This window comes from Bradyrhizobium sp. S69 (assembly GCF_009766005.1).
Taxonomy (GTDB): domain Bacteria; phylum Pseudomonadota; class Alphaproteobacteria; order Rhizobiales; family Xanthobacteraceae; genus Bradyrhizobium.
Genome location: NZ_LMUK01000032.1, coordinates 140,141 through 163,278 on the forward strand (window position 1 = coordinate 140,141; position 23,138 = coordinate 163,278).

The following is a 23,138-nucleotide window of genomic DNA, read 5'->3' on the forward strand; positions in this document are numbered from 1 at the left end:
TTACAGATTCATCACTTCCGATATTCGCGGTTGGCGAGGCTGGCTTCCTCCAGGTCGAGGTCGCGCTCGATCCGGCGCCTGATCTCGTCGGTGATCTTGCCGTCGCGCAGCAGCACGTGAATGAACTTGCGCTCCTTGCCGATCAGTTCGCGGGTCAGATCTATACCGGCCGCGGTGACATCGTCGACGGCGGGATCGAGCGAATCCGGTAGCTGGTTGATGCGGGTCTCATGGCGAGCCCGCAACAGCTTGACCACCTCGTCGGACAATTCGCGGTCATCGGTGATGGCGTCGAGCGAGGCGAGGGCCGCTCCCAACGCCTCGCGGCGCGCCGCGACTTCCGTTTCGATATCCGCCACATGCTCGGTGCGCCCGAACTCGGCGACGCCGAGCCAGCGCACCACCGGCGACAGCCCAAGGCCCAGGCCGAGCAGCGTGACGAGGATGACGCCGAACGAGATGAACAGGATGAGGTCGCGATACGGAAAGGCCTCGCCGCTGGGCAGCACAAGCGGCAGCGCCAGCGCCGCGGCCAGCGATACCGAGCCACGCACACCGGTGAAGGCGATCACGAATATGGTCCGCCATGACGGAGGTGGATCGCGCTGGCGAATCCGCTTGCTGATCCAGCGCGGCAGATAGGTTGCGGGATAGACCCAGGCGAAACGCGCGACGATGATGATCACCGCGACCAAAGCGGTCGCGAACAGGATGTCGTGAAGCGGAAACGCTTTCGATTTTTCGTAGAGCGACCGCATCTGGAAGCCGGTCAGCAGGAACAGCAGGCCCTCGATCAGGTAGATCACGAAGTTCCAGAAGAAGATGCCCTGCAAGCGGGTCGCCGCCGAAATCAACAGCGGGCCGTTCCAGCTGATATAGAGCCCGCAGGCAACGGTTGCGATCACGCCCGAGCCGCCGAAATGCTCAGGCAGCCAATAGGCGACATAGGGCGTGATCAGCGATAGCGTGATTTCGACCTGCGGATCGCGCGCGCGGTAGCGCATCCTCAGACTGAGCCAGCCCACGGCTGCGCCGAACAGCACCTCGCCGACGACGATGGCGGCGAAGCTGCCGCCTGCTTTCGGCAGGGAAAACGCGCCGGTCGAAATCGCCACCACCGCGAACCGATACAGGATCAGCGCGGTGGCGTCGTTGGCCAATCCCTCCCCCTCGAGCACGACCAGGATACGCCGCGGCAGTCCGAGCCTGCGGGCGATCGCCAGGGGCGCCACCACGTCCGGCGGCGCCACGATCGCGCCGAGCAGGAAGCCGACGTCCCACGGCAGCCCGATCAAATAATGCGTCGCGGCGGCGACCGCGAAGGCGGTAAAGATTACGCAGCCGACCGCCAGCAGGATGATCGGGCGCAAATTGGATTTGAATTCGCGCCAGCTCATGGCGACGCTGGCCGAATAGATCAGCGGCGGCAACACCACCAGCAGCACCAGTTCCGGGGGCAATTCCAGCGAGGGCATGCCCGGCACGAAGGCCAGCACGATGCCGGTCAATATCAGCAGGATCGCCGGCGCGACATTGAGGCGCCGCGCCATCAGCGCGGTACCGGCCAGCACCGCCAGCAAAATCAGAAAAATCTGGAACGTAGCTTCCACGGTCTCGAAAATCCCTCGCCCTTTTCCATTCGCCCGGAAAGGCAAGCGCGGTCAATGCCGCGCGCGGGCGGAATCTGCGCCGATCCGTCGCAGGATATCGAGGGCCAAAGCGTTTTCGAGCGAAGTGGGCACCGGTTCGCGTGAAGAAAACGCGTCAAAACAAAAGACTAGAGCTCCGTTCCGATTCCATCGGAACGGGGCTCTAGCTGAGCTGCCGGCCGACCGTTCGGCCAATTTCGCTGAAAACGGCCTCGAGCTGCGCAGCGCTCGGCGAGCCCCCTTGCGTGTAGGCGGCAATCAGCACCGGTCGGTCCGGTCTCGGCCACACCACGGCGATGTCGCCGGAGGCATCCTTGCCGTTGTTGCCGGTCTTGTCGCCGATCCGCCAGTCTTTCGGCAGGCCGGCGCGCAGCCGGTTGTTCCCAGTCTTGCAGTTCAACATCCAGTCGGTGAGCCGCTCGCGCGATGGCTGCGACAAGACTTCACCGAGCAAAAAAAGCCGCAGATTGCCAACCATCGCCGTCGGCGTGGTGGTGTCGTTCGGATCGCCCGGCGGCGAGCGGTTCAGTTCGGGTTCGTTGTGGTCGAGCCGCGTCACGCTATCGCCGGTCGAACGCCAGAATGCGGTCAGCGCGGATGGGCCGCCCACCCGCGCCAGCAACAAATTGGCGCAGGTGTTGTCGCTGAGTTCGACGGCGGCTTGGCACATCTCGGCCACCGACATCGCGCCCTTGGCGAGGTTTTGTTTGGCGGCCGGGGCATATTCGAGCAGATCCTGCGGCCCATAGGCCACCATCTGTTCCAGATGATCCTCGCCGCGGTCGACCCGGGCCAGCACGAAGGCCGCCAGCGAGGCCTTGAAGCTGCTGCACATCACGAAGCGCTCCTCGGCACGCCATGCGATCCTGGCGCCGGTCACGAGATTCTCGGCGTAAACGCCAATCCTTCCGCCGGTCTCGCGCTCGTAGGCCGTGAGGGCAGGGAGCGTTGCGTCGGTCGTTTTGTCTTCGGCTTTTTGGGCAAGCGCCGGCCACACGGCTAACCCCGATGCCGCCACCAGCAAAGCACGTCGATTAAGCGTCACGAACAAATCCTTTTAGAAGACTGACGGCCGAGAGCTTCGCCAGTCTTCCGCGTCAGGATTATGGCGTTGCGCGCCAGATCGGCGTGGCGTTCATTCGCGCAGATCGTAGCGGTAGGATTTCGAGACGATCTGCCAGCCGTCGCTCAGCTTCATCGCCACCAGATAGTCGGTGAAATAGCGCGGCGGCAATTGGCAGCGCACCTTGATGAAGGCGGTGGAGGCGTCCGATCGGTCGATGGTCACAATAAAATCCTCGCGCGGCTTGCCCTCGGCCTTGGCCGATGGCCGCTTCCGCACCCGGCCCAGCCAGTCGGGCACGGTGAGCACCTGTAACTCGCCCTTTTCCAGCCAGCGCAAATCGGCCGAGGGATGGAAGATCGCCCCCAGTTTGTCGGCATTGCCTTCGTAGAGGGCGTCGAAATAATGGCCGACGACGGCTTCAACGGTGGAACGGTCGTGACTCATGGCTAGATCTCCTAAACCCGGTTGTGAGCTCGATTTTGGACGCAAAAAGCGGGGTTGGCAAAGGCTGAACCGAAAGCGGTCTGGGCGCACTAAAGACCAGAGGGTTCCTCAGTCGGGCGCGTCATGATGAATTGGCCTGCATTGCGAAAATGCCACCGATTTTTGTTCGCCGCGGCGTTGCTGCTGCTGTGTCAGCCGGCCTCTGCCACCAAGCGCGTCGCGCTGGTGGTCGGCAATTCCGCCTATCAAAACGTGGCGCTGCTGCCGAACCCGGTCCATGACGGCGCGATGATCGTGGCAACCCTGAAGAATGCCGGCTTCGATGTCGTCGATTCCCGCCACGATGTTCCGGCAGCCGAGTTGCGCCGTGCGCTGCGCGACTTCGCCGATCGCGCCCGCGACGCCGATATCGCGGTGGTCTATTACGCCGGCCACGGCATGGAGGTGAACGGCACCAATTATCTGATTCCGGTGGATGCGAAACTGGAACGGGATACCGACGTCTACGACGAAGCCGTTTCGCTGGACCGGGTGCTGGTGGCGATCGAGCCCGCCAAGCAGTTGCGGCTGGTGATCCTCGATGCCTGCCGCGACAATCCGTTCGCCAAATCCATGAAGCGGACGGTGGCCTCGCGCGCGATCGGGCGCGGCCTCGCCCAGGTCGAGCCGGCGAGCCCCAATACGCTGATCGCCTATTCCGCCAAGGCCGGCTCGACGGCGTTGGATGGCGACAGCACCAACAGCCCGTTCACCATTGCTCTGTCTAAACATCTGACCACGCCGGGCCTCGATGTGCGGCGCGCCTTTGGATTTGTCCGCGACGACGTGCTGAAAGACACCGCCAACCGGCAGGAGCCGTTTGTCTATGGCTCGCTCGGCGGCGACGATGTGCCGCTGGTGCCGGCTCCGGCCGCGGCACCAACCACTCCCGCTCCCAGTGCCCAGTCCGAGGCGCGCCGCGACTACGAACTGGCGCTTCAGGTCGGCAATAAGGACGCGTTGAACGCTTTTGTCGCGCAATATCCAGATGGCTTCTATGCCAACCTAGCCCGGATTCAGCTCGCCAAAATTGCCGCCGAGGAAGCCGGGATTGCCGCGACCGAAAAGGCGCGGCTGGCCGAACAGCAGCGGGCGCGGTTGGCCGCTGAAGGCGCGCAAACCGCGCAGCAATTGCAGGCCGCCGAAGCCGACGCGAAGGCCGCCGAGCAGGCCCGCATCGCCGCCGAAAAAGCCAAGCAGGTGGCGTTGGAGCAAGCCGCCGATGCCGAACGCAAGCGCGCGACGGTAGAGACATCCGCCGCAGTCGCGGTTCCCGGCACCGCCGAAAAGACGCAAGAGACCCCAAAGACCCACGAAACCAATGTCGCGGCGTTGACGTCGGGGCCCCCGCCGCAAGCCGATCTGGCAAAATCCGTTCAGATCGAATTGCGCCGGGTCGGCTGCCTGACCGGCGCGGCCGATGGAGAGTGGAACGCGGCCTCGCAGCGTTCGCTGACGCTGTTCAACCGCAACGCTGGAACCAGGTTCGACGTCAAGGCCGCGAGCCTCGATACGCTCGACGCGATCAAGCAGAAATCGTCGCGGGTGTGCCCGCTGGTCTGCGAACACGGTTTTAAGGCCGAGGGCGATCGCTGTGGCAGAATCGTGTGCGGGGACGGATCGTTCCTCAACGACGACAATGAATGCGAGAAGCGGCGCGGTAAAACCCCGACCGCCGCGCGCGAACGCAACGACCGCCGCGAACGAGCGGGTCGCGCCGATCGATATGACCGGGATCTGCCGGAGCGCGACGCGCCGGAATTCAGCGCCCCCAGGCCGAGGGCGTCGCAGCGGGCGTCGGGATCCGGTGCGGGCCAGGTCGTTTGCGGCATCAGCGGCTGCGCTGCGGTCTCCCGGGGATGCCACGTCGAATATAAAACCACCGCGCAAGGCGGCCCGGTCGAAGGCGGCGGCGGCAATGTGCAGGTCTGTAATTGAGCGTCATTCCGGGATGCGGCTAGCGCATCATGAGATGAGATTAGATTAGATCAAGCCATAGCAGCAACGACAGCGCGCTCCCTCTCCCGTTGGGAGAGGGTTGGGGTGAGGGGTTACGGCCTCTCGTTAAGCGCCCCTCACCCGATTTGTGCCGGACGATGCTTCGCATCGCCGGGAGCAAATCGACCTCTCCCCGACGGGGAGAGGTGGGCTGAACATCAAATCGCACTGGCGGCGATGTTGACCATCAGGGCGACCAGCGCGGTGTTGTAGATGAACGAAACGATGCCGTGCGCGGTGGCGGTACGGCGGATGGTCTTGTCGGTGATGCCGACGTCGGAGACCTGCGCGGTCATGCCGATCACGAACGAGAAATACACAAAATCCCAGTAGTCGGCGTTCTCATGGGTGTCGCCGCTTGGAAATTGCAGGCCGCCGGGCTTGGCGCCGCGATAGAATTCATGGGCGTAATGCAGCGCGAAGATGGTGTGCACCGCGGCCCAGGATAGCGCGATGGTCACGGTGGCCAGCGCCAGCGCCGGCACGCTGTGCTGCGAGGCGCCGAGCTCGAACACGATCGCCGCGATGCTCGCAAACGCGCCGAGCGCGACCACCAGCAGGATCAGGAACCGGCCATCGTCCTGCAGCACCGCGTTGCGCTTGATGCGCGCCAGTCCGCATTGGAACATCATGGCGTAGACCAGCAGCAGATAGGCTGCGATGAAGATGTCCCAGCCGAGCAGCGCGCGCGTCACTTGCCGCAGCGAAGCCGGCAGCAGCGCGTACGCCACGATCCCGACCACGATCGAGATGAACGTGCGCGGCCGCGCATAGACCACGCGGACCGGCTTCGACATCTTGCGAAAACGAACAAGAAGCGCGTCTTCGGCTTCGTTGCCCGTCATCGGCCGCTTCAGTTCTTGCGTTCGGCGACGAACCGCGCGGCGGCGCGCAGCACGTCGCCCTTGGCGCCGAAGATCGAGAGCGCGGAATCGGCGCGGGCCAACAGATCGCGCACGCGCTGCTTGGCGCCGTCGATGCCGAGCTGGGTCACAAAGGTGGTCTTGCCGAGCGCCGCATCGGCGCCGGCCGGCTTGCCGAGCGCTGCGGCGTCGCCCTCGACGTCGAGCAGGTCGTCGGCGATCTGGAAGGCTTCGCCGAGCGCGCGGCCGTAATCGTCGAGCGCCTGGTATTCCTTTGGCGTCGATTGGCCGAGGATCGCGCCGGCAATGCAGCCATAGCGCAACAGCGCGCCGGTCTTCATCTGCTGCAGCCGCGCCACATCGACCGGCTCGCGGTCGCCGAAGCGGCCCTCGCCGGCGAGGTCGAGGATCTGGCCGCCGACCATCCCACCGATGCCCGACGCGCGCGCGAGCGCGCGGGTCAGCAACAGCCGCACCATGGCGTCCTGGTGAATCTCGTCGCGGCTGATGATGTCGAACGCCAAGGTCAACAGCCCGTCGCCGGCGAGGATCGCGGTGGCGTCGTCGGTCTTCTTGTGGAGTGTCGGCCGGCCGCGGCGCAGGTCGCTGTTGTCCATCGCCGGCAGGTCGTCATGGATCAGCGAATAGCAGTGGATGCATTCGAGCGCGGCGCCGGCCAGAAGCGCGGACTCGCGCGCCACGCCGAACACCGCCGAGCTCTCGACCACCAAAAACGGCCGCAGCCGCTTGCCGCCGCCGAGCGAGGAATAACGCATGGCGTCCATCAGCCGCCTGGGGCGCGCGATCTCGTCGGGCAGCAGCGCGTCGGACAGCAATTTCGCCAGCAGCGCCTCGGTATCCTCGGCGGTCTGGTCCAGGCGTCGTGCAAAATCAGTGGCGGTCGCGGTGGTCATTAAGAATAGCTCCAGATCAATTTGGCCGGACAATCGTTGATGGCACCGGCTTCGTCAATTCCGCAGCCAGCCCGGTGGCCAGCGCCTTGAAAGCGCTGGAAAACCCATGGATTATCATGGGGATGTCACTTAAGGCCTGCTTCCTGCCATGCGCGGGCCGAACCAGAAACTTGAGATTTTGCGCATTGTCCGGACTTTATTGCTGATTTTGCTGGTTGTGCTGCTGCTGCCCTATCTGTTGGCACCGCTGTATCGCGCCGGCCATCCGGTCTCGGCGCTGATGGCCTGGCGCCGGCTGACCGGCGCGCCGGTGTCGCGGCAATGGATCGATTTCAACGCCATGTCCCCCTATCTGCCGCGCTCGGTGGTCGGCTCCGAGGACGCCAAGTTCTGCAGCCATCACGGCGTCGATTGGGAGGCGCTGCAGGACGTGATCGACGACGCCGAGGACGGAGAAGTGACCCGTGGTGGCTCGGGCATCACCCAGCAGGTCGCCAAGAACCTGTTCCTGTGGCCGGGCCGCAGCGTGGTCCGCAAGGCGCTGGAGCTGCCACTGTCCCTGTGGATCGACTTCGTGCTGCCGAAGCAGCGGATCCTCGAAATCTATCTCAACATTGCCGAACTGGGGCCATCCGGCCAGTTCGGCGCCGAATCGGGCGCGATGTACGCCTTTGGCCATCCGGCCTCCAGCCTGTCGCCGCGCGAGGCGGCCCTGATGGCGGCGATCCTGCCCAATCCCGTCAAGCGCAGCGCCCGTAATCCCGGCCCCGGGGTGCGCCGGCTGGCCGGGACCTATACCGCCCGGGCCGCGTCCGCCGAGTTGCAGCGCTGCTGGCGTGAAAATCGGGGATTTTAGAGTGTTTTCGGCCGATTTTCGTTCGCCGGGACCCTAGCTTTGCAACCCCTCATCCTCTATAAGCCCGGCCTTATCCGCATTTTAGCTTGCGCGCGAAAGCGCTGAGCCGTCCGGTTGCGGACGATGCCGCCAACACCCCTAGAGGATACCGATATGGCCGTTCCCCGTCGAAAAACATCGCCCTCGCGGCGTGGCATGCGCCGTTCGGCCGATGCCCTGAAGAAGCCGACCTATGCCGAGGACAAGGATTCGGGCGAATTGCGCCGTCCGCATCACCTCGATCTGAAGACCGGCATGTACAAGGGCCGTCAGGTCCTGAAGAAAAAAGAATCCTGAAAAGACGCCTGATCGAATCGACCAATGCCGGGCATGGATCGCCCGGCATTGTCGTTGGGATCGGCAGCGCAGCGCGCCTCACGCGCACGGCGGCAAAGACGGGCTAACCGCGTGAAGCTCCGCGGCACCACAACCCACATGATTTTGACCGCGCCTGCCTGATTTCGGCCAACCGTTGTTGTAAGACGGTTCTTGGCGGCGCGAATGCTGCTTCGTCCGGCAATTTTCCGGTTCTCCCAATAAGGCCTTGCCGATGTCCATGGTCGGTTTTCCGCTGCTTCTGATTCCGCTCGCGATCTACAACATCGTCGTCTTCCTGATGCCCGGCCTGTCCTTGGCCGAGCCGGTCGTGAAGCTGACCTTGATGTCCGGCACGGTGTGGCCGGTGACGCTGAGCGATATCCTGCTGGCGCTCGGCATCGTGATGCTGATGTTCGAGGTCATCAAAGGCGCCCGTCCCGGCGCGAAATATCTGATGGATCATTTGCTGGCGCTGATCGTGTTCGGTGCGGCGGCCGCGGAATTCGTGCTGTGGTCGAAATTCGGCACCTCGACCTATTTCCTGCTGGCGCTGCTCGCGCTGGCGGATTTCCTGTCGGGCATCGCGCTGCGCGCCCGCCGCGGGACGGTGGCCGTGGCCGCGACCAATGTCGCCAGGAAGAGCGTCGTGAGAACCGAAACGCCGGTGGTCGAGCCGCAATTCGATCAAGCCCCTGCGCCAGCGCCGGTCCCCGAACATATCCCCGAATCTGCGCCCATAGCTGCCGCGCCGGTGCCGGCCGCGACATCGGTCGCCGAATCCGTGCTGCTGGATCATCCCGCACCGAGCGTTGCGCAACCCGCGGTCGCCTCAACGACGGCTGCGTCACAACCCGTATCGCCGGAAGTGGCGTCCCCGGAGCTGCAGCCTGAAGGCTCGCAGCCCGGCCACAGCACGCCGCCGTCGCCGGACGCGCCTCAGCGTTAATTCAAATTTCTCTTGGATGGTTGGGGTTCAGACGGTTTGCCGCGGCCGCATGCCGGCGCCGGTGAGCCGATGCCGGTTGGCCGTGTAGGCGGCGTTGGCGTCGAAGGCGGTTGCCGACGATGAAGCTTGCGGCTCCTCGCCGCCGGTTGCGATCAGTTGGGTGACAAAAATCGAACTGGGCAGCGGCAGCGGCCGGTGGTGCGACCATTGCGCCGGCTGCACGAACGGCACCAGAGCGACGCAAGCGGGCTTGGCGTCCAGCTTGGCTTCCACCGCGACGTCATCGTCGATCTCTTCGAACTCTATCGTCTGCTCTGCGTGCTCGCCGTCCAGCATGGGTAACCACCGCGATCATCTGTCTCGTTACGGGACATTTCGTCGTCCCGTCATCCTCTCTTCGCAAAGCCTGCGCCAAAGTCGGCAAAGCTTGCGCTAAACTCGGCAAGGGCTGCGCCACAGGCGGCAGGGGTGCCAAAGCCTATGCCGATGGCATGATGATCGTTCCCCGCCAGCGGTTGCAATGGTTTCCAGATTATTAACGGGTCGGCGGCAGAATAAGTCCTATCCTGTGCGCCGAGAATCAATTCGGCAGTGTCCCGCAACGAGGCAATTGTGACATTGGCTCCTCCGCAAGCTTCGACCCTTCTCGCGCTGCTCGGCCAGGCCGCCTTTGTGTGGGACATCGCCACCGATGCAATGGCCTGGACCGATCACGCCGCGGCCGTGTTTCCCGATATTCCAGCGCAAGCCCTCGCCAGCGGCGCGGAATTTTCGCAGCTGATCGAGCCGACGCGCTCGATCCGCATCGAGGCGCTCAGTCCGTCGCCGCTGGCGCGCGGCGTCGATGGCGCGCCCTACCGCATCGAATATGGCGTGCGGGCACAGACTTCGGCCCCGGTGCTCTGGATCGAGGAATCCGGCGTCTGGTTCGCCGGCCCCGACGGCAGGCCGGCGCGCGTGCAGGGCATCGTCCGCCTCAACAACGAACGCCACGCCCGCGACCAGCAACTGATGAAGCTGTCGCGGCATGATCCGTTGACCGGCGAGCTCAACCGCACCCATCTGATCGCGCAGCTCGCCGAGACCATCGAGGAGGTGACGCGCTTCCGTTCGACCTGCGCCTTCATGCTGATCGGCATCGACCATCTAGCGCGCATCAACGACGCCTTTGGCTTCGATGTCGCCGATGCCGTGATCGCCGAAGTCGGCAAACGCATCCGCGCGCGCTTGCGCGCCGGCGACGTGCTCGGGCGCTTCTCCGGCAATAAATTCGGATTGGTCCTGAAGAATTGCACCGTCGACGACATGAATGTCGCGGCCGAGCGCTTCCTGGCCGGTATCCGCAACGAGGTGGTGCCGACCAAATCCGGCCCGGTTTCGGTGACCGCGTCGATCGGCGCGGTCGGCATTCCGCGCCACGCACGCAACACCGACGAGGCGATCAACCGCGCCCACGAAACCCTCGATACCGCCAAGCGGCGTCGCGCCGGGTCGTTTTTGCTGTGGCGCCCCAATGTCGAGCGCGACGCCCAGCGCCGCGTCAATATCCGCGTCACCGACGAGATCGTCACCGCGCTCAACGAACGACGGATCGTGATGGCGTTCGAGCCGGTGGTGGATGCGCGCTCGCGCGATGCCGCGTTCTACGAATGCCTGGTCCGCATGGATCAGGGCGATGGGCAGGTTCTATTGGCCCCCGACATCGTGCCGGTGGCCGAACGGCTCGGCCTGATCCGGCTGGTCGATCACCGTGTGCTCGAGCTCGTGGTCGCGGAGCTTGCGGCCTCGCCGGATGTGCATCTCAGCCTCAACATCTCGCCCGACACCACGATGGATCCGGAATGGTGGAGCACGATCGAGTCGCTGATGCGGGCTTCCCCCGGCGTCGGCGAACGGCTGGTTGTCGAAATCACCGAAACCGTCGCGATCCAGGATATCGATGACATCCGAGGCTTCGTCACCCGGCTGAAAAACTTCGGCAGCCGGATCGCGATCGACGATTTCGGCGCCGGCTACACGTCGTTCCGCAACCTGCGCAAGCTCGGCGTCGACATTGTGAAGATCGACGGCGCCTTCGTGCAGAACATGGTGCGTTCGGCCGACGATCGCGCCTTCGTGCAAACCCTGATCGACCTGGCGCGCCGGCTGAACATCAAGACCGTCGCGGAATGGGTTCAGGACGACGAATCCGCGGCGATGCTGCGCGACTGGGGCTGCGATTACATCCAGGGCCGCCTGATCGGCCTCGCATCGTCGGAGAGGCCCTGGAATACCGCGGCCCCGTCGGTGCTGCCGGCGGCGTGTTAAAGCGCGATGAGATTGGATTAAGCCTGGGATTTATCCACCCTCCCCTGGAGGGGTCGAGACGAGCGAAGCTCGCTCTCTGGGTCGTGGCGCGGCGCGCGAAGCGCGCGGCGCGACGGGGTGGGGTGGCGACGCAATGGAACGAGGCGTGGCCAATTCAACTCAGCCCACCCCACCCCGGCTCACATTTCGCTGCGCTCCATGCGAGCCGACCCTCCCCCTCCAGGGGAGGGTGAAGGGAATCGCGGCCGATTCAATCAACAATCATCATGGTCGAACTGCAATCAAGCGAGGCAGCATTTCTTTCGTCATCCCAGCCTTGAGCCGGGATCCCCACTTTGCGCCAAAGCAGACGTCCGAGGAAGTAGTTGGAACGGGGCAAGCAACATCGCGGCCCGCTGCCGCATTTGATTTTGCTGTACGATCGGCTTTAGGAGCCTGCCGTTACTCCGGGGGCTGCATTTGCCAAATCTGGCGACGGGGATTGTCTATGAGAGTGCTGTTTGTCATCGGCTGCGGATTGGCAGGTCTCGTCATAGGGGCACTCGTTGGATTCGGCGTGGCCCTCATCGCAATGTCGTTTTCCCCATCGCGTAAGGACGGGACCTTTGGGATGCGGGAAATGATCGTGTGCCTGCCGAGCGGCGCGCTCTTAGGGCTTTTGGCCGCCTCCTCCTGGGCTCTCATGGCCAATCACGCCGCCGGTTAGACGTCGGTGGGCGGACATCCGCAGACCACGTGATGAGGTCCGAAAAGTGCCATGAGCGGACTTGAGCCCATGCCCCTCAACGCCCAAGTTTACGTCATATTGACTGTGAAGACCCGTTAAGGTTGCCGGAGCGCTTGCCGCCAGTAAAATATCGCGATGAATAAGAATGGCCCTTATCGCCAACCTCGCTGGGTAAATGCGATTGTAATCGTAGGGTGTGTGCCGGTTATTCTACGCAATTATGTGTTGCCGGACGGCCCATCGCAGAGCTTGGTGCTTCTGGTAGTCCCGCTGCTCTTCCTGTTTGTTGGAGTATGCAATAAAATTCGAGCGGGCGTATTCTTTCCTCGCTGGGCAGAAAGAAAGATGATGGCTGATCAGGCAAAGTCCGAAAGCCGTCCATGACGCACCCTTGGCTGCTACTGTGGACGCTGTTGTTCCCTTGGATATGCACGATCGCGATTGCCTATATGTTCGGACGCATCTGGTGGACGGCAGTCAGAACCGGCAGATGGCTTTTGGCGAATGGCCGCTCTTACTATTTCCCCAGCAAGTATTACACATTCTCCCTCTACGAGCGAACTAGCAATTCTTTCATGTACCGTTTGGGCTTGATCTGCGTTCCCGTGCTTTTCCTGTTTTTTCTTTCCGTCTCAGTGCTGGTCACAATTGCGTTCGCTGAGGCCCACCATTTGATCTGAACACGAACGTATCTCTGTTTGCGAAACCGAAAGGTCTGCTTTGGGTCATTCGCGTCGCTTTAATCGCGTGCCACGACTTCCGGTCTCCCCCTAGAAGCAGACGTCATCGGTGACAGTCGGTATGTCTCAAAAGCGCCCCGACGAGAGGCGCGGCGTCGTCTCAAACTCATTTTGCAAAGTCGATTTCACAACCGGCCTTGCGCCGAGCCAGCGCCCGTTGAAGTCGCTCAAATCCCCGATGCGTCGCCCACAGCGGCACATAATCGATACGCTGCTTCCAGGATGAAAGTTTGGCGACCACGATCCGGTTCGCGCGGTCGATGAACAGGTTCTGGCCGTGAATGCCCATCGCGAACATCGTCTTCGGCTGATCGTCCACCAGATACCAGCCGCTGCGATACCGCATGTTGGTGCTGATCGAAGCAAACGACTTTCCCCATTCGCCATTTTTCCAGGCGTCGGCGTCACCATTGTCTGCGATGTCGCTGATGACCGAGGGGGGAATGATCTCGCGGGCGCCTCGCTGCCCGTCGTCGACGATCAACTGGCCGAGGCGGGCCAGATCCCGAGCGGTGGCACAAAACCCTCCGGCGCAACGCGCGAGGCCTTTGCGGTCGGTCGTGATATAGGCGCGGTGTTCGGCACCCATCGGTTTCCATATGCGAGCACTGAGCAGGGTGGCAATGGTCTGTCCGGTGGCGCGCTCGATCGCCCATCCAAGCAATTCGGTATTGGCCGAAATGTAGCTGAACGGACCGCCATGGGCCCGTGGCGGCGCCGTCAAGCTTTGCAGAAATGAAACGAGGTCCGCGCCTTGTTCGCGGCCTTGGGCCGGCTCCCAGTTGGTTGCGATCTCGTAAGCGCGTTGCTGTTCAGGTTCGAGAACGATGCTGGCGCGCATGTCCATCAGGTTTCGGAGGGTCGCGCCTTGGTAGAGTGTCGGCGCGATCTCCGGTACGTAGGTCGACACTGTAGCGTCCAGATCGAGATCGCCGGTCGCGTGCAGCATTCCGGCGAGCAAGCCGATGACGGCTTTGGTCGCGGACATCAGAATGTGCGGCGTATGCGCATCGTTGCCCCGGGCATACCATTCGAACAAAAGCTTGCCGTCGCGCAGAACGACCACGGCGTCGGTGCGAATGGCGTTGAGCAGAAATTTTTGAAATAATGAGCCGCGATAGCGCTCGCTGGCCGGGACCAGTTCGGAAATATCCGAAGGCTCATTTTCAATCGGCGCCGTCGGGATGATCTGATCGACGTGGCGAAATGCCCAACGGCTGTGACCGGGAGAACGCCAGTTCGAGAGATCGGCCAACCCGGAGATCGATGTGGGGTTTGTCATCGTTGAGGTGGACCTGTTTGAGAGGAAAGCGAACATCATCAATGGGCTAGATCGGTCTCATCGGACTGAATTTACTTGATAAAATATAACCTATACTGTATAGTATACACAGGAGCGCCGGATTTGCAAGGCATGACAATGAGCCGCCATCGCCATGAATTTCGACTGCCAGCTTGTGGAATTAGCCGATGAGGAAGTCTGATCCGATCCTGATGGCCGCCAAGGACGCCTTCATCGAGAACGGGCTTGGCAACACGTCGATGGACGACATCGCGCGTCGCGCCGGCACTACCAAGCGGACGGTGTACAATAATTTCGGTTCAAAAGAACGATTGCTCGAAGCGGTGATCGACCACTCGATCCTGTTGTTCGAAACCGCGGTGCCGCCGCTTCGCCCGGAGGCTGACCCAGGCCAGATCAGGGATTTTTGCGAGATGCTTCTGCAATTGATGACCTGGCGCGCCGCCATCGGCCTGCAACGGTTGATCATCTCCGAGGGGCCAACTTTCCCGGCCATCGCGGCGCGGCTCTCTTCGCGAATATCGGCGGCGATGTGTCGGCCTTTGGCGCAATTTTTCGAAAGCCACGGCATCAGCGCGGTGCTTGCAGAAAATCATGCGGTGGCGACCGTCGACAGGCTGACGTCCCGGGGGCGTCTGGATCGCCTGGTTGGCATCAGGCAGGCTTATCCGTCGCTTCCCGGAAAAAACCAATTGGACGATATTGATCGAGCCGCGGTTGAAGATGCGGTGCGCCAACTCTGCGAGCTAGAGCATTTCCGGTTCTGATGGAATCAGAACCGGGCTCTAGATTCTTGTTTTGACGCGTTTTCTTGACGTGAACCGGTGTCCACTTCGCTCGAAAACGCTCTAAGAGCCGGGAAAGCAGACGGTCTCATCGATCCAGCCTAACCAATGCAAACCTTTTCGACGCCTGCCCGGGGGCTGTAGTCCGGGCGACGAAGCCCCAACAGGTTCAGACTGCGCGTTCGCGCAGCATCTGAGGGATGCTGAATAAAATGTCGACCCTGTGCAGGGCGGATTAGAGCGTTTTCGAGCGAAGTGGGCACCGGGTTCGCGTGAAGAAAACGCGTCCAAACAAAAAACTAGAGCCCCGTTCCGATTCCATCGGAACGGAAAAGGCTCTAGTTCGGCGGTGCTCAGGCCAGCCAATTCTCTACCTTCAAACCACGTACTCGTTTGAACTCGGCTACGTTGGCGGTCACGACCGTGGCGCCGGTTGCGCACGCGTGCGCGGCGATCAGCAGGTCGTTGCCGCCAATCGGCTTTCCCGCCGCTTCCAGTCGCGTGCGGATTCCGCCGTATTCGATGTCGGCTGGAGTATCAAAAGGGAGCACCTCAATCTCGCCGAGCAGGTCTTCAACCGCCTTGAGCAGGCGCTGTGAACCACTCTTTGCGCATCCATAGCGCAACTCCGCCGCCACGATGATGCTGGTGCATATACCGTCCTCCCCGACCTTGGCGATCCGCTTCGCGGCTTTGCCCTGCGGGTTTCGGACGAGGTCGGAGATGATGTTCGTGTCCAGCATGTAGAGGGTCAAAATAGGCGCTCCGGCGCCGGCACGGGATCGTCGATTTCGGGAAAGCTCTCTTCGATCGGCTTCATCGTCTTGAGCAGGGCGATAAGCCCGCGCTTGCGCACCGGCTCGATCACCAGACGGTCTCCGTCGCGATGCATGATAGCCTCGTCGCCCGGGAGTTCGAACTCGACGGGAATGCGAACCGCCTGGTTACGGCCATTGCGGAATAATCTGACGTGGCGCTGCTCGGTCATCGGCGGAAATCCCAATGGCATATGCCAAAAACATATGCCAAAAAAAGCCCGACTGCAAGGCAATCTCGCCCTGCCGGAAGAGGATCGCCCCGAAACCATCGCCGGGTCTGCGCCTAAAATCTAAATTCCTGAGCCGCTTCAAACTGATTTGCCCTGTTCGGCCCTTACCTCCACGACGTTTCTGATTTTCCGAAATTATCCTTGACTCCAGACCCAAATCACCCTCTTATTCGCTCCCGTCCCGGCCCTCTCAGAGGGGACGTATCATGATCGTCTTGGACGTTGGGCATGGGATGCGATGGACGCGGCGGCGTTGCGCGCTTTTGGCGCGGACGAACGGCGCCAATGCGGACGGCGAAGTCGTGTGGTCCTGACGCCCCGATGGCAGGTGTCAAGTTCTCGGGAGGCTCACGCTTCTTGGGGGCGACGGTGACAAGCAAGCTATGGTCTCGCCGGGGAGAGCACGGAATAAGCCGTAAACCATTGCGCGGGGAAGGCCGGAGTGTTTCCGCTGAACCTGTATGCTCATGTGCGTTTTCCTTTTTACTTTGCACATGAGACCGCGGGTGCAGCGCGCACCCGGTCTTCCCTGCGCCCTCTATTTTTTGGGGCGAGCGAATTTGCAAAACTCGGGCGGGGTGTGTCGCGAGAACGCGGAGTTGTGTTTGCTTTCTTACCCTCCCCTGGAGGGAAAGGGTCGGCTCACATTGAGCGCAGCGAAATGTGAGACGGGGTGGGGTGGAGTAACACGGAGTGGAGCGTCGACTATCGTTATTCGCAGCGCCGCCACCCCACCCCGCCGCTACCGGACGACGCTGCGCGTCGCCGGGGCGCGTCGACCCTCCCCCTCCAGGGGAGGGTGAAGTGGAGCGGATGCCTTCCGCTACAAACCACCGCGGTTCTGGGTCCCGGCTCAAGGCCGGAACGACAGAAAGCCTACTTGCTCTTCAGGGCCTACTCGCTCTTCGGTTCTTTCGACATGCGATCGAGGCGGTCTTGCATTTCTTTCATCTGACGGCGGAGCTCGTCCATGTTGTCGCCTTCGGCGACCGGCTCCGGCACCTTTTCAGGTTCGACGGCGACCGGCACACCGCCGCGCTGTGGCACGAATGGCTTGAACATCGAGAAGGTCTGCTGAAACAATTCCATGTTGCGCCGGACATGCTCTTCCAGCGGCGCGAACGGCGTTCCGCTGAACGTATTCGTCAGTTGCTTGCGGAATTTTTCCTGCTCGCGGGTCAGCGTATCGATCGATTGTTCGAGATATTTCGGCACCACCATCTGCATGCTGTCGCCGTAGAACCGGATCAACTGGCGCAGGAAGGTGGTCGGCAGCAGGTTCTGGCCGGCCTTGTTTTCCTGCTCGAAGATGATCTGCGCCAGCACCGAGCGAGTAATATCGTCGCCGGTCTTGGCGTCATAGACGAGGAAGTCCTCGCCGTCTTTCACCATCGCCGCGAGATCCTCCAGCGTTACATAGGTGCTGGTACCGGTATTATAGAGCCGCCGGTTGGCGTATTTCTTGATCGTGGTGGGTTGGTCTGTTTTCGCCATGGGCTCACATATGCACACCGAGGACGGGAACCCGACGGCATCGCCGCAGGGGTAACGAGCAACGCAACGCAACAAAGTAAGCATTTTCAATTGGCTTCGGCTACCGTTTTGTGCGCCACGGTTAATTCCAAAGCACCAGCGTGCTCAGGAAACTCCCAATCGGGGCATTTTCTACCCTCTGGCCGATTGACACTTCATCGCCAGATTAACAGGATAGACCCGAGAGACAGGCCCGCCATCCGGCCGCCCGCCGTCGAGAAAACCTCAAGCCCAACGCCTCAACTTCAGGGAGATGTCCATGTCAGACGATGTCGTCATCGTCAGCGCCGCCCGCACCCCGGTCGGCAGTTTCAACGGTGCGTTCGCCACCACCCCCGCCCATGATCTCGGCGCCATCGCCATCAAGGCCGCGCTCGAGCGGGCCGGCATCGAACCGGCGCGGGTGTCGGAAGTCATCATGGGTCAGATCCTGACCGCGGCGCAGGGTCAGAACCCGGCCCGTCAGGCCTCGATCGCCGCCGGCATTCCGGTGGAAAGCCCGGCATGGGGCGTCAACCAGCTCTGCGGAAGCGGCCTGCGCACGGTGGCGCTGGGCTATCAGGCGCTGCTCAATGGCGATTCCGAAATCGTGGTCGCCGGCGGCCAGGAATCCATGAGCATGGCTCCGCATGCGCAATATCTGCGTGGCGGCGTCAAGATGGGCAACCTCGAGTTCATCGACACCATGATCAAGGACGGCCTGTGGGATGCCTTCAACGGCTATCACATGGGCAACACCGCCGAGAACGTCGCCCGGCAATATCAGATCACGCGCGCCCAGCAGGACGAGTTCGCGGTCCACTCGCAGAACAAGGCCGAGGCGGCGCAGAAGGCCGGCAAGTTCAAGGACGAGATCGTCCCGGTGACCATCAAGTCCCGCAAGGGCGACATCATCGTCGCCGACGACGAATATCCGCGCCATGGCGCCACCATCGAAGCGATGGCCAAGCTCAAGCCGGCGTTCGAGAAGGACGGCACCGTGACCGCGGGAAGCGCCTCGGGCATCAATGACGGCGCCGGCGTCGTGGTGCTGATGACCGCCAAGCAGGCGGCCAAGGAAGGCAAGACTGTTCTCGGCCGCATCGTGTCGTGGGGCCAGGCCGGCGTCGATCCCAAGATCATGGGCACCGGGCCGATCCCGGCTTCCCGCGCGGCGCTGAAAAAGGCCGGCTGGAGCATCGGCGATCTCGATTTGATCGAGGCCAATGAGGCCTTCGCGGCGCAAGCCTGCGCGGTCAACAAGGACCTCGGCTGGGATCCGGCCAAGGTCAACGTCAACGGCGGCGCGATCGCGATCGGCCACCCGGTCGGCGCTTCCGGCGCCCGCGTGCTGATAACGCTGCTGCACGAGATGCAGAAGCGCGATGCGAAAAAAGGTCTGGCCACGCTGTGCATCGGCGGCGGCATGGGCATCGCGATGTGCATTGCACGCGACTGAACAATAGGCAGCGGGATGCATTGAACGATGAAAAGATCATCTGTCATCTCAGGCCCACGCTGATAAAACTGAAATGCCCGGTCTCGCGCCGGGCATTTTCGTCTGGAAGGCAAATCTTTTAAGGCATGTCAAAGACCGGGCAATTCCGGCTTATAAAAAGATTATCCAAGGAGGGAATCAAAATGGCACGTGTTGCACTGGTGACGGGGGGTACGAGAGGCATTGGGGCTGCGATCAGCAAGGCGTTGAAGGACGCTGGCTACAAGGTCGCGGCAAGCTATGCCGGCAATGATACCGCGGCGGAAAAGTTCAAGGCCGAGACCGGCATTCCGGTCTACAAATGGGACGTCAGCTCGTTCGACGCCTGCGCCGAAGGCGTCAAGAAAGTCGAGGCCGATCTCGGTCCGGTCGAAGTCCTCATCAACAATGCCGGGATCACCAAGGATGGCGCCTTCCACAAGATGACGCTCGATCAGTGGAATTCCGTCATCAACACCAATCTTGGTTCGCTGTTCAACATGACGCGTCAGGTGATCGAGGGCATGCGCGCCCGGAAATTCGGCCGCGTCATCTCGATCTCGTCGATCAACGGCCAGAAGGGCCAGTTCGGCCAGGTCAATTACTCCGCAGCCAAGGCCGGCGACATCGGCTTCACCAAGGCGTTGGCGCTGGAGAATGCCAAGGCCGGCATCACCGTGAACGTGATCTGCCCGGGCTATATCAACACCGAGATGGTACAGGCGGTGCCGAAGGAAGTGGTCGAGAAAAACATCTTGCCGCAGATTCCCGTCAATCGGCTTGGCGAACCGGAAGAGATCGCGCGCGCGGTGGTGTTCCTCGCCGCCGACGAAGCCGGTTTTGTCACCGGCTCGACGCTGACGGTGAATGGCGGGCAATATCACGCGTGATGGCCTTTTCTGTCATTGCGAGGAGCTCTTGCGACGGAGCAATCCATCTTCTCTATTGCACAGATGGATTGCTTCGCTTCGCTCGCAATGACGGATAAATGACCCCCCGCACTGCCACGTTGATCGGACTGACCGCGATCCTGATGTGGTCGCTGTTGTCGGTGATGACGGTGGCCACGGGGCGGATTCCGGCGTTTCAGCTCGCGGCCATGACATTCGCGATCGGCGCAGCCGTTGCGTTCGCAAGCTTCATCTGGCGGCCGGCCGCGTTCGGCGCCCTGAAGCAGCCGCCGCTGGCCTGGATCGTCGGCGTCGGCGGCTTGTTCGGCTACCACGCGCTGTATTTCCTGGCGCTGCGCTTCGCGCCGCCGGCCGAAGCAGGGCTGTTGAATTATTTGTGGCCACTGCTGATCGTGCTGTTTTCGTCGTTGCTGCCGGGGGAGCGGCTGGCGCCGCATCACATCATCGGCGCGTTATTGGGATTGGCCGGCACGGTGATGTTGTTTGCCGGCAGCCGCGGTCACGGCTTTGCGCCCGGGCAGGTCCCGGGATTGATCGCAGCCTTTGTCGCGGCCTTTGTGTGGGCGGCCTATTCGGTGATGTCGCGCAAGCTCAAGGCGGTGCCGACCGACGCGGTCGCGGGCTTTTGTCTGGCGACCGCGCTGCTCGCAGCACTGGTTCACGGCGCGGTCGAGGCTACAGTCTGGCCGGAAACAATGACGCAATGGCTCGCGATCATCGCGCTTGGCATCGGCCCGGTGGGTGCGGCGTTCTTTGCCTGGGACATCGGCATGAAGCGCGGCGATATAAGGGTGCTGGGGGCCGCGTCCTACGCCACGCCGCTGCTCTCGACCGCGTTTCTGATGCTGGCCGGTTTTGCCAAGCCAAGTGCCGCCATCGCCGTCGCCGCGGTGCTGATCGCCGGCGGCGGTTTGATCGCGGCGAAGGATATGATCTGGAAGCGATGACGATGTTATTTCGGCTGCCACCCTGCCGGCGCCATCTCGAACTGCGCAAAATCGAAACCCGGTGCGACCGTGCATCCGACCAGGGTCCAGTCGCCGGTGCTTTCGGCGGCCTGCCAAGCGTGCGGCGGCACGATCGCTTGCGGTTGTTCGCCGCCGGCCAAATCGCCGCCGAGCCGGACCACGCGCCGGCCATCGTCATCGGCGATCTGCAAACTCAGCGCGGCGCCCGCGTGATAATGCCAGACCTCGACCGCGTCGATGCGGTGCCAGTGCGAGCGCTCGCCGCGCGCCAGCAGGAAATAGATCGCGGTGGAAAAAGCGCGTCCGCCGGCATCACACCGGGAATCGCGAAACGTCTCACGATAATGTCCGCCCTCCGGATGCGGCTCGAGGCCAAGCCGCGCGATGATGTCGGCCGCGGTCAGCGCCGGAATCATGGCCATCGAGGCTCAGGACTTGTTCTTGCGCTCGCGCAATTCGCCGAACACCTCGGCGGCGCCGGCGCCTTTCATCCTGACGCTGGCGGCCACCGATGGTTCGTCGGCGCGCAGGAAGACATTGGCCTGCTTCTCGTTGCCGAGCTTCACCGGAATGGTCGGGCGACCTTCCGCGCGCAGTTTCGTCACCTGCTCGGCGCGGGCCTTCAAGGCGGCGTTGTCCGGCTCGATGGTCAGCGCGAATTTGACGTTGGAAGCGGTGTATTCATGTCCGCAATAGAGATCGAAATCGTCAGGCAGCGACCGCAGTTTCAACAGCGAATCCCACATCATCGGATAGGTGCCCTCGAACACCCGCCCGCAGCCGATCGAGAACAACGTGTCGGCGGCAAACACCGCCTTTTCAGTGTCGAACACGTAGCTGATGTGATCGAGCGTATGGCCCGGCGTTTCCAGCACCCGCGCCAGCAGGCTGCCGACCTTGACGACGTCGCCCTGGGCGGCGCGCAGATCGACATCGGCGATCTTGGTGGATTTGTCGTGAGGCGCCACCACGCGGCAGCCGAATTTCTGCTTCAGCTCGGCGACGCCGCCGACGTGGTCGTGATGGTGATGGGTGATCAGGATATCCGTCAGCGTCCAGCCTTCGCGCTCCAGCGCGCGCAGGATCGGCGCCGCCTCCGGCGCGTCGATCGAGGCGGTTGCCTTGGTGGCGGGGTCGTGGATCAGGTACCCGAAATTGTCGGTCAGGCAGGGGAACAGGCGAATTTCGGCGGCCATGATATCTCCATCGTCCAGCTAGCGCGGCAATTTCGTCGCAGCCACATATATCCCCGAATTATGGCGTTAACGCCAAATTCGCAAGGCGATATTCGGCGCGCGTAAGCGCTTCCCGGCATGTTAGATTGGGTTCATGACCATCGACGTCATCGATCTGCGCGATTTCTATTCGCAGCGCCTCGGCATCGTGGCGCGGCGGCTGATCAGTCGCGGTATTCAGGCGCGCTGGCCCGACGCGCAGGGCCAGCGGGTGCTCGGCCTGGGCTATCCCACGCCCTATCTGGGGCTGTTTCGGCAAAACAGCGAGCGCTGCATTGCGTTCATGCCGGCGGCGCAGGGCGTCCTGAAATGGCCGACGGCGCGACCGACACTGGCGACATTGGTCGACGAATTCTCGCTGCCGCTACCGGATGCCGCGGTCGACCGCATCCTGCTGGTTCATGCGCTGGAAATCTCCATCGATCCCGAAGGCCTGCTGCGCGAAGTGTGGCGGGTGCTGGCGCCATCGGGGCGGGTGATGGCCGTGATTCCGAACCGGCGCGGAGTATGGACGCGCACCGACAATACGCCGTTCGGGCACGGCCGGCCCTATTCGCGCTCGCAGATCACGGAACTGTTGCGGCAGACCTGGTTCACGCCGACCGGGTGGGGTGAGGCGCTGTTCGTGCCGCCGGTCGCCAGCGGCTGGTTCCTGCGTTCGGCGGCGGCGTGGGAGCAGGTCGGCGCGGCGCTGTCACTGCCGTTCGCCGGCGTCCATATCGTGGAAGCGACCAAGCAGGTCTATCGCGCGATCCCGGCGCACCGCGAACGCACGCGGCTCATTCCAGCGTTGCGGCCGGTATTGGTGCCGTCGTCGCTAAAGGGATGACGGATAATTTGCGCTCGTCGGGATGACGAGCGCAAATGTCGGTTGCACTATTTCACTCATTGCCCGGGTTGAAATCGTCACCCGGGGTTACCGGTGCGGGGGCCAAGCCGTCCGGGCGCGGACCGTGCGGCCGGCGGCGCCGGCGCGGCGGGAAACGCTCACCG

The 23,138-nt window shown here is 62.6% G+C and carries 22 protein-coding genes and 1 pseudogene; 10 read left to right on the top strand and 13 right to left on the bottom strand.

Annotated elements, in window-relative coordinates; all coding sequences use genetic code 11:
- Positions 1–11: 11 nt before the first annotated feature.
- From GSQ88_RS13315 to GSQ88_RS13325, 3 genes are all read right to left on the bottom strand, one after another.
- The gene (locus GSQ88_RS13315; protein ID WP_159008211.1) at positions 12–1,610 is read right to left on the bottom strand and encodes a Na+/H+ antiporter; all 1,599 of its coding nucleotides are present in this window, start codon (positions 1,608–1,610) and stop codon (positions 12–14) included.
- A 202-nt stretch (positions 1,611–1,812) separates the two neighbouring features.
- Positions 1,813–2,694, bottom strand: a complete 882-nt coding sequence (bla, locus tag GSQ88_RS13320) for a class A beta-lactamase (RefSeq protein ID WP_159008212.1) — start codon at positions 2,692–2,694, stop codon at positions 1,813–1,815.
- Between the two features lie 90 nt (positions 2,695–2,784).
- Positions 2,785–3,159, bottom strand: a complete 375-nt coding sequence (locus GSQ88_RS13325; RefSeq protein ID WP_159008213.1) for a nuclear transport factor 2 family protein — start codon at positions 3,157–3,159, stop codon at positions 2,785–2,787.
- Positions 3,160–3,285: 126 nt separating this feature from the next.
- Between GSQ88_RS13325 and GSQ88_RS13330 the strand changes: the two genes are divergently transcribed.
- Positions 3,286–5,136 carry a caspase family protein gene (locus GSQ88_RS13330; RefSeq protein WP_159008272.1) on the top strand — a complete coding sequence of 617 codons (1,851 nt, stop codon included), beginning with the start codon at positions 3,286–3,288 and terminating at the stop codon, positions 5,134–5,136.
- Positions 5,137–5,354: 218 nt separating this feature from the next.
- Here GSQ88_RS13330 and GSQ88_RS13335 read toward each other — a convergent pair whose 3' ends face one another.
- Together GSQ88_RS13335 and GSQ88_RS13340 are read right to left on the bottom strand one after the other, a co-directional pair.
- Complete coding sequence (locus tag GSQ88_RS13335; protein WP_159008214.1) at positions 5,355–6,041, bottom strand: DUF1345 domain-containing protein; 687 nt, start codon at positions 6,039–6,041, stop codon at positions 5,355–5,357.
- 8 nt (positions 6,042–6,049) lie between these two features.
- The gene (locus GSQ88_RS13340) at positions 6,050–6,973 is read right to left on the bottom strand and encodes a polyprenyl synthetase family protein (protein ID WP_159008215.1); all 924 of its coding nucleotides are present in this window, start codon (positions 6,971–6,973) and stop codon (positions 6,050–6,052) included.
- 178 nt (positions 6,974–7,151) lie between these two features.
- Between GSQ88_RS13340 and mtgA the strand changes: the two genes are divergently transcribed.
- The 3 genes from mtgA to GSQ88_RS13355 all read left to right on the top strand — a co-directional run bounded on the left by mtgA (position 7,152) and on the right by GSQ88_RS13355 (position 9,132).
- Positions 7,152–7,829: a monofunctional biosynthetic peptidoglycan transglycosylase gene (gene mtgA / locus GSQ88_RS13345; RefSeq protein ID WP_502706729.1), complete on the top strand. Its 678-nt coding sequence runs from the start codon at positions 7,152–7,154 to the stop codon at positions 7,827–7,829.
- 153 nt (positions 7,830–7,982) lie between these two features.
- Positions 7,983–8,165, top strand: a complete 183-nt coding sequence (gene rpmF / locus GSQ88_RS13350; protein WP_028347701.1) for a 50S ribosomal protein L32 — start codon at positions 7,983–7,985, stop codon at positions 8,163–8,165.
- A 259-nt stretch (positions 8,166–8,424) separates the two neighbouring features.
- Complete coding sequence (locus GSQ88_RS13355; RefSeq protein WP_159008273.1) at positions 8,425–9,132, top strand: hypothetical protein; 708 nt, start codon at positions 8,425–8,427, stop codon at positions 9,130–9,132.
- A 27-nt stretch (positions 9,133–9,159) separates the two neighbouring features.
- On the opposite strand, the gene GSQ88_RS13360 is transcribed toward GSQ88_RS13355, so the two are convergent.
- Positions 9,160–9,468 carry a hypothetical protein gene (locus GSQ88_RS13360; protein WP_159008217.1) on the bottom strand — a complete coding sequence of 103 codons (309 nt, stop codon included), beginning with the start codon at positions 9,466–9,468 and terminating at the stop codon, positions 9,160–9,162.
- A 276-nt stretch (positions 9,469–9,744) separates the two neighbouring features.
- Between GSQ88_RS13360 and GSQ88_RS13365 the strand changes: the two genes are divergently transcribed.
- Positions 9,745–11,439: a putative bifunctional diguanylate cyclase/phosphodiesterase gene (locus GSQ88_RS13365; RefSeq protein WP_159008218.1), complete on the top strand. Its 1,695-nt coding sequence runs from the start codon at positions 9,745–9,747 to the stop codon at positions 11,437–11,439.
- A gap of 1,573 nt (positions 11,440–13,012) precedes the next feature.
- On the opposite strand, the gene GSQ88_RS13370 is transcribed toward GSQ88_RS13365, so the two are convergent.
- The gene (locus tag GSQ88_RS13370) at positions 13,013–14,188 is read right to left on the bottom strand and encodes a serine hydrolase domain-containing protein (protein ID WP_246735277.1); all 1,176 of its coding nucleotides are present in this window, start codon (positions 14,186–14,188) and stop codon (positions 13,013–13,015) included.
- A 212-nt stretch (positions 14,189–14,400) separates the two neighbouring features.
- On the opposite strand from GSQ88_RS13370, the gene GSQ88_RS13375 reads away from it, so the two are divergent.
- Positions 14,401–14,976: a TetR/AcrR family transcriptional regulator gene (locus GSQ88_RS13375; protein ID WP_159008219.1), complete on the top strand. Its 576-nt coding sequence runs from the start codon at positions 14,401–14,403 to the stop codon at positions 14,974–14,976.
- Positions 14,977–15,347: 371 nt separating this feature from the next.
- Here the strand turns inward: GSQ88_RS13375 and GSQ88_RS13380 are convergent, their stop codons facing one another.
- The 3 genes from GSQ88_RS13380 to phaR all read right to left on the bottom strand — a co-directional run bounded on the left by GSQ88_RS13380 (position 15,348) and on the right by phaR (position 17,536).
- Positions 15,348–15,737 (bottom strand): type II toxin-antitoxin system VapC family toxin, encoded by a 390-nt coding sequence (locus GSQ88_RS13380; RefSeq protein WP_502706730.1) that lies wholly within the window; start codon positions 15,735–15,737, stop codon positions 15,348–15,350.
- Between the two features lie 8 nt (positions 15,738–15,745).
- Entirely contained in the window at positions 15,746–15,982 is a 237-nt protein-coding gene (locus GSQ88_RS13385; RefSeq protein ID WP_159008220.1) for an antitoxin, read from the bottom strand.
- Positions 15,983–16,936: 954 nt separating this feature from the next.
- The gene (gene phaR, locus GSQ88_RS13390) at positions 16,937–17,536 is read right to left on the bottom strand and encodes a polyhydroxyalkanoate synthesis repressor PhaR (RefSeq protein ID WP_159008221.1); all 600 of its coding nucleotides are present in this window, start codon (positions 17,534–17,536) and stop codon (positions 16,937–16,939) included.
- Between the two features lie 298 nt (positions 17,537–17,834).
- Between phaR and GSQ88_RS13395 the strand changes: the two genes are divergently transcribed.
- The 3 genes from GSQ88_RS13395 (at position 17,835) to yddG (ending at position 20,889) form a co-directional block, all read left to right on the top strand.
- Positions 17,835–19,013 carry an acetyl-CoA C-acetyltransferase gene (locus GSQ88_RS13395; RefSeq protein ID WP_159008222.1) on the top strand — a complete coding sequence of 393 codons (1,179 nt, stop codon included), beginning with the start codon at positions 17,835–17,837 and terminating at the stop codon, positions 19,011–19,013.
- 182 nt (positions 19,014–19,195) lie between these two features.
- Entirely contained in the window at positions 19,196–19,921 is a 726-nt protein-coding gene (gene phbB / locus GSQ88_RS13400; protein ID WP_159008223.1) for an acetoacetyl-CoA reductase, read from the top strand.
- 98 nt (positions 19,922–20,019) lie between these two features.
- Complete coding sequence (yddG, locus tag GSQ88_RS13405) at positions 20,020–20,889, top strand: aromatic amino acid exporter YddG (RefSeq protein WP_159008224.1); 870 nt, start codon at positions 20,020–20,022, stop codon at positions 20,887–20,889.
- Positions 20,890–20,894: 5 nt separating this feature from the next.
- Here yddG and GSQ88_RS13410 read toward each other — a convergent pair whose 3' ends face one another.
- Both GSQ88_RS13410 and gloB read right to left on the bottom strand, forming a co-directional pair.
- The gene (locus GSQ88_RS13410; protein WP_502706731.1) at positions 20,895–21,326 is read right to left on the bottom strand and encodes a cupin domain-containing protein; all 432 of its coding nucleotides are present in this window, start codon (positions 21,324–21,326) and stop codon (positions 20,895–20,897) included.
- A gap of 12 nt (positions 21,327–21,338) precedes the next feature.
- The gene (gloB, locus tag GSQ88_RS13415; RefSeq protein WP_159008226.1) at positions 21,339–22,106 is read right to left on the bottom strand and encodes a hydroxyacylglutathione hydrolase; all 768 of its coding nucleotides are present in this window, start codon (positions 22,104–22,106) and stop codon (positions 21,339–21,341) included.
- A gap of 133 nt (positions 22,107–22,239) precedes the next feature.
- Between gloB and GSQ88_RS13420 the strand changes: the two genes are divergently transcribed.
- A complete protein-coding gene (locus GSQ88_RS13420; protein WP_159008227.1) occupies positions 22,240–22,974 on the top strand; it encodes a class I SAM-dependent methyltransferase in 735 nt (244 codons plus the stop codon).
- Positions 22,975–23,026: 52 nt separating this feature from the next.
- Here GSQ88_RS13420 and GSQ88_RS36175 read toward each other — a convergent pair.
- A pseudogene (locus tag GSQ88_RS36175) lies at positions 23,027–23,138 on the bottom strand (DUF4167 domain-containing protein); the annotation flags it as partial.

Coding starts and splice junctions, on each gene's coding strand:
- GSQ88_RS13375 (WP_159008219.1), top strand. CDS start 14,401: ATGGCCGCCAAGGACGCCTTCATCGAGAACGGGCTTGGCAACACGTCG.
- phbB (WP_159008223.1), top strand. CDS start 19,196: ATGGCACGTGTTGCACTGGTGACGGGGGGTACGAGAGGCATTGGGGCT.
- GSQ88_RS13330 (WP_159008272.1), top strand. CDS start 3,286: ATGAATTGGCCTGCATTGCGAAAATGCCACCGATTTTTGTTCGCCGCG.
- GSQ88_RS13335 (WP_159008214.1), bottom strand. CDS start 6,041: ATGACGGGCAACGAAGCCGAAGACGCGCTTCTTGTTCGTTTTCGCAAG.
- GSQ88_RS13420 (WP_159008227.1), top strand. CDS start 22,240: ATGACCATCGACGTCATCGATCTGCGCGATTTCTATTCGCAGCGCCTC.
- GSQ88_RS13385 (WP_159008220.1), bottom strand. CDS start 15,982: ATGACCGAGCAGCGCCACGTCAGATTATTCCGCAATGGCCGTAACCAG.
- rpmF (WP_028347701.1), top strand. CDS start 7,983: ATGGCCGTTCCCCGTCGAAAAACATCGCCCTCGCGGCGTGGCATGCGC.
- GSQ88_RS13410 (WP_502706731.1), bottom strand. CDS start 21,326: ATGATTCCGGCGCTGACCGCGGCCGACATCATCGCGCGGCTTGGCCTC.
- yddG (WP_159008224.1), top strand. CDS start 20,020: ATGACCCCCCGCACTGCCACGTTGATCGGACTGACCGCGATCCTGATG.
- GSQ88_RS13395 (WP_159008222.1), top strand. CDS start 17,835: ATGTCAGACGATGTCGTCATCGTCAGCGCCGCCCGCACCCCGGTCGGC.
- GSQ88_RS13380 (WP_502706730.1), bottom strand. CDS start 15,737: ATGCTGGACACGAACATCATCTCCGACCTCGTCCGAAACCCGCAGGGC.
- GSQ88_RS13360 (WP_159008217.1), bottom strand. CDS start 9,468: ATGCTGGACGGCGAGCACGCAGAGCAGACGATAGAGTTCGAAGAGATC.
- phaR (WP_159008221.1), bottom strand. CDS start 17,536: ATGGCGAAAACAGACCAACCCACCACGATCAAGAAATACGCCAACCGG.
- GSQ88_RS13340 (WP_159008215.1), bottom strand. CDS start 6,973: ATGACCACCGCGACCGCCACTGATTTTGCACGACGCCTGGACCAGACC.
- GSQ88_RS13355 (WP_159008273.1), top strand. CDS start 8,425: ATGGTCGGTTTTCCGCTGCTTCTGATTCCGCTCGCGATCTACAACATC.
- gloB (WP_159008226.1), bottom strand. CDS start 22,106: ATGGCCGCCGAAATTCGCCTGTTCCCCTGCCTGACCGACAATTTCGGG.
- GSQ88_RS13325 (WP_159008213.1), bottom strand. CDS start 3,159: ATGAGTCACGACCGTTCCACCGTTGAAGCCGTCGTCGGCCATTATTTC.
- GSQ88_RS13370 (WP_246735277.1), bottom strand. CDS start 14,188: ATGACAAACCCCACATCGATCTCCGGGTTGGCCGATCTCTCGAACTGG.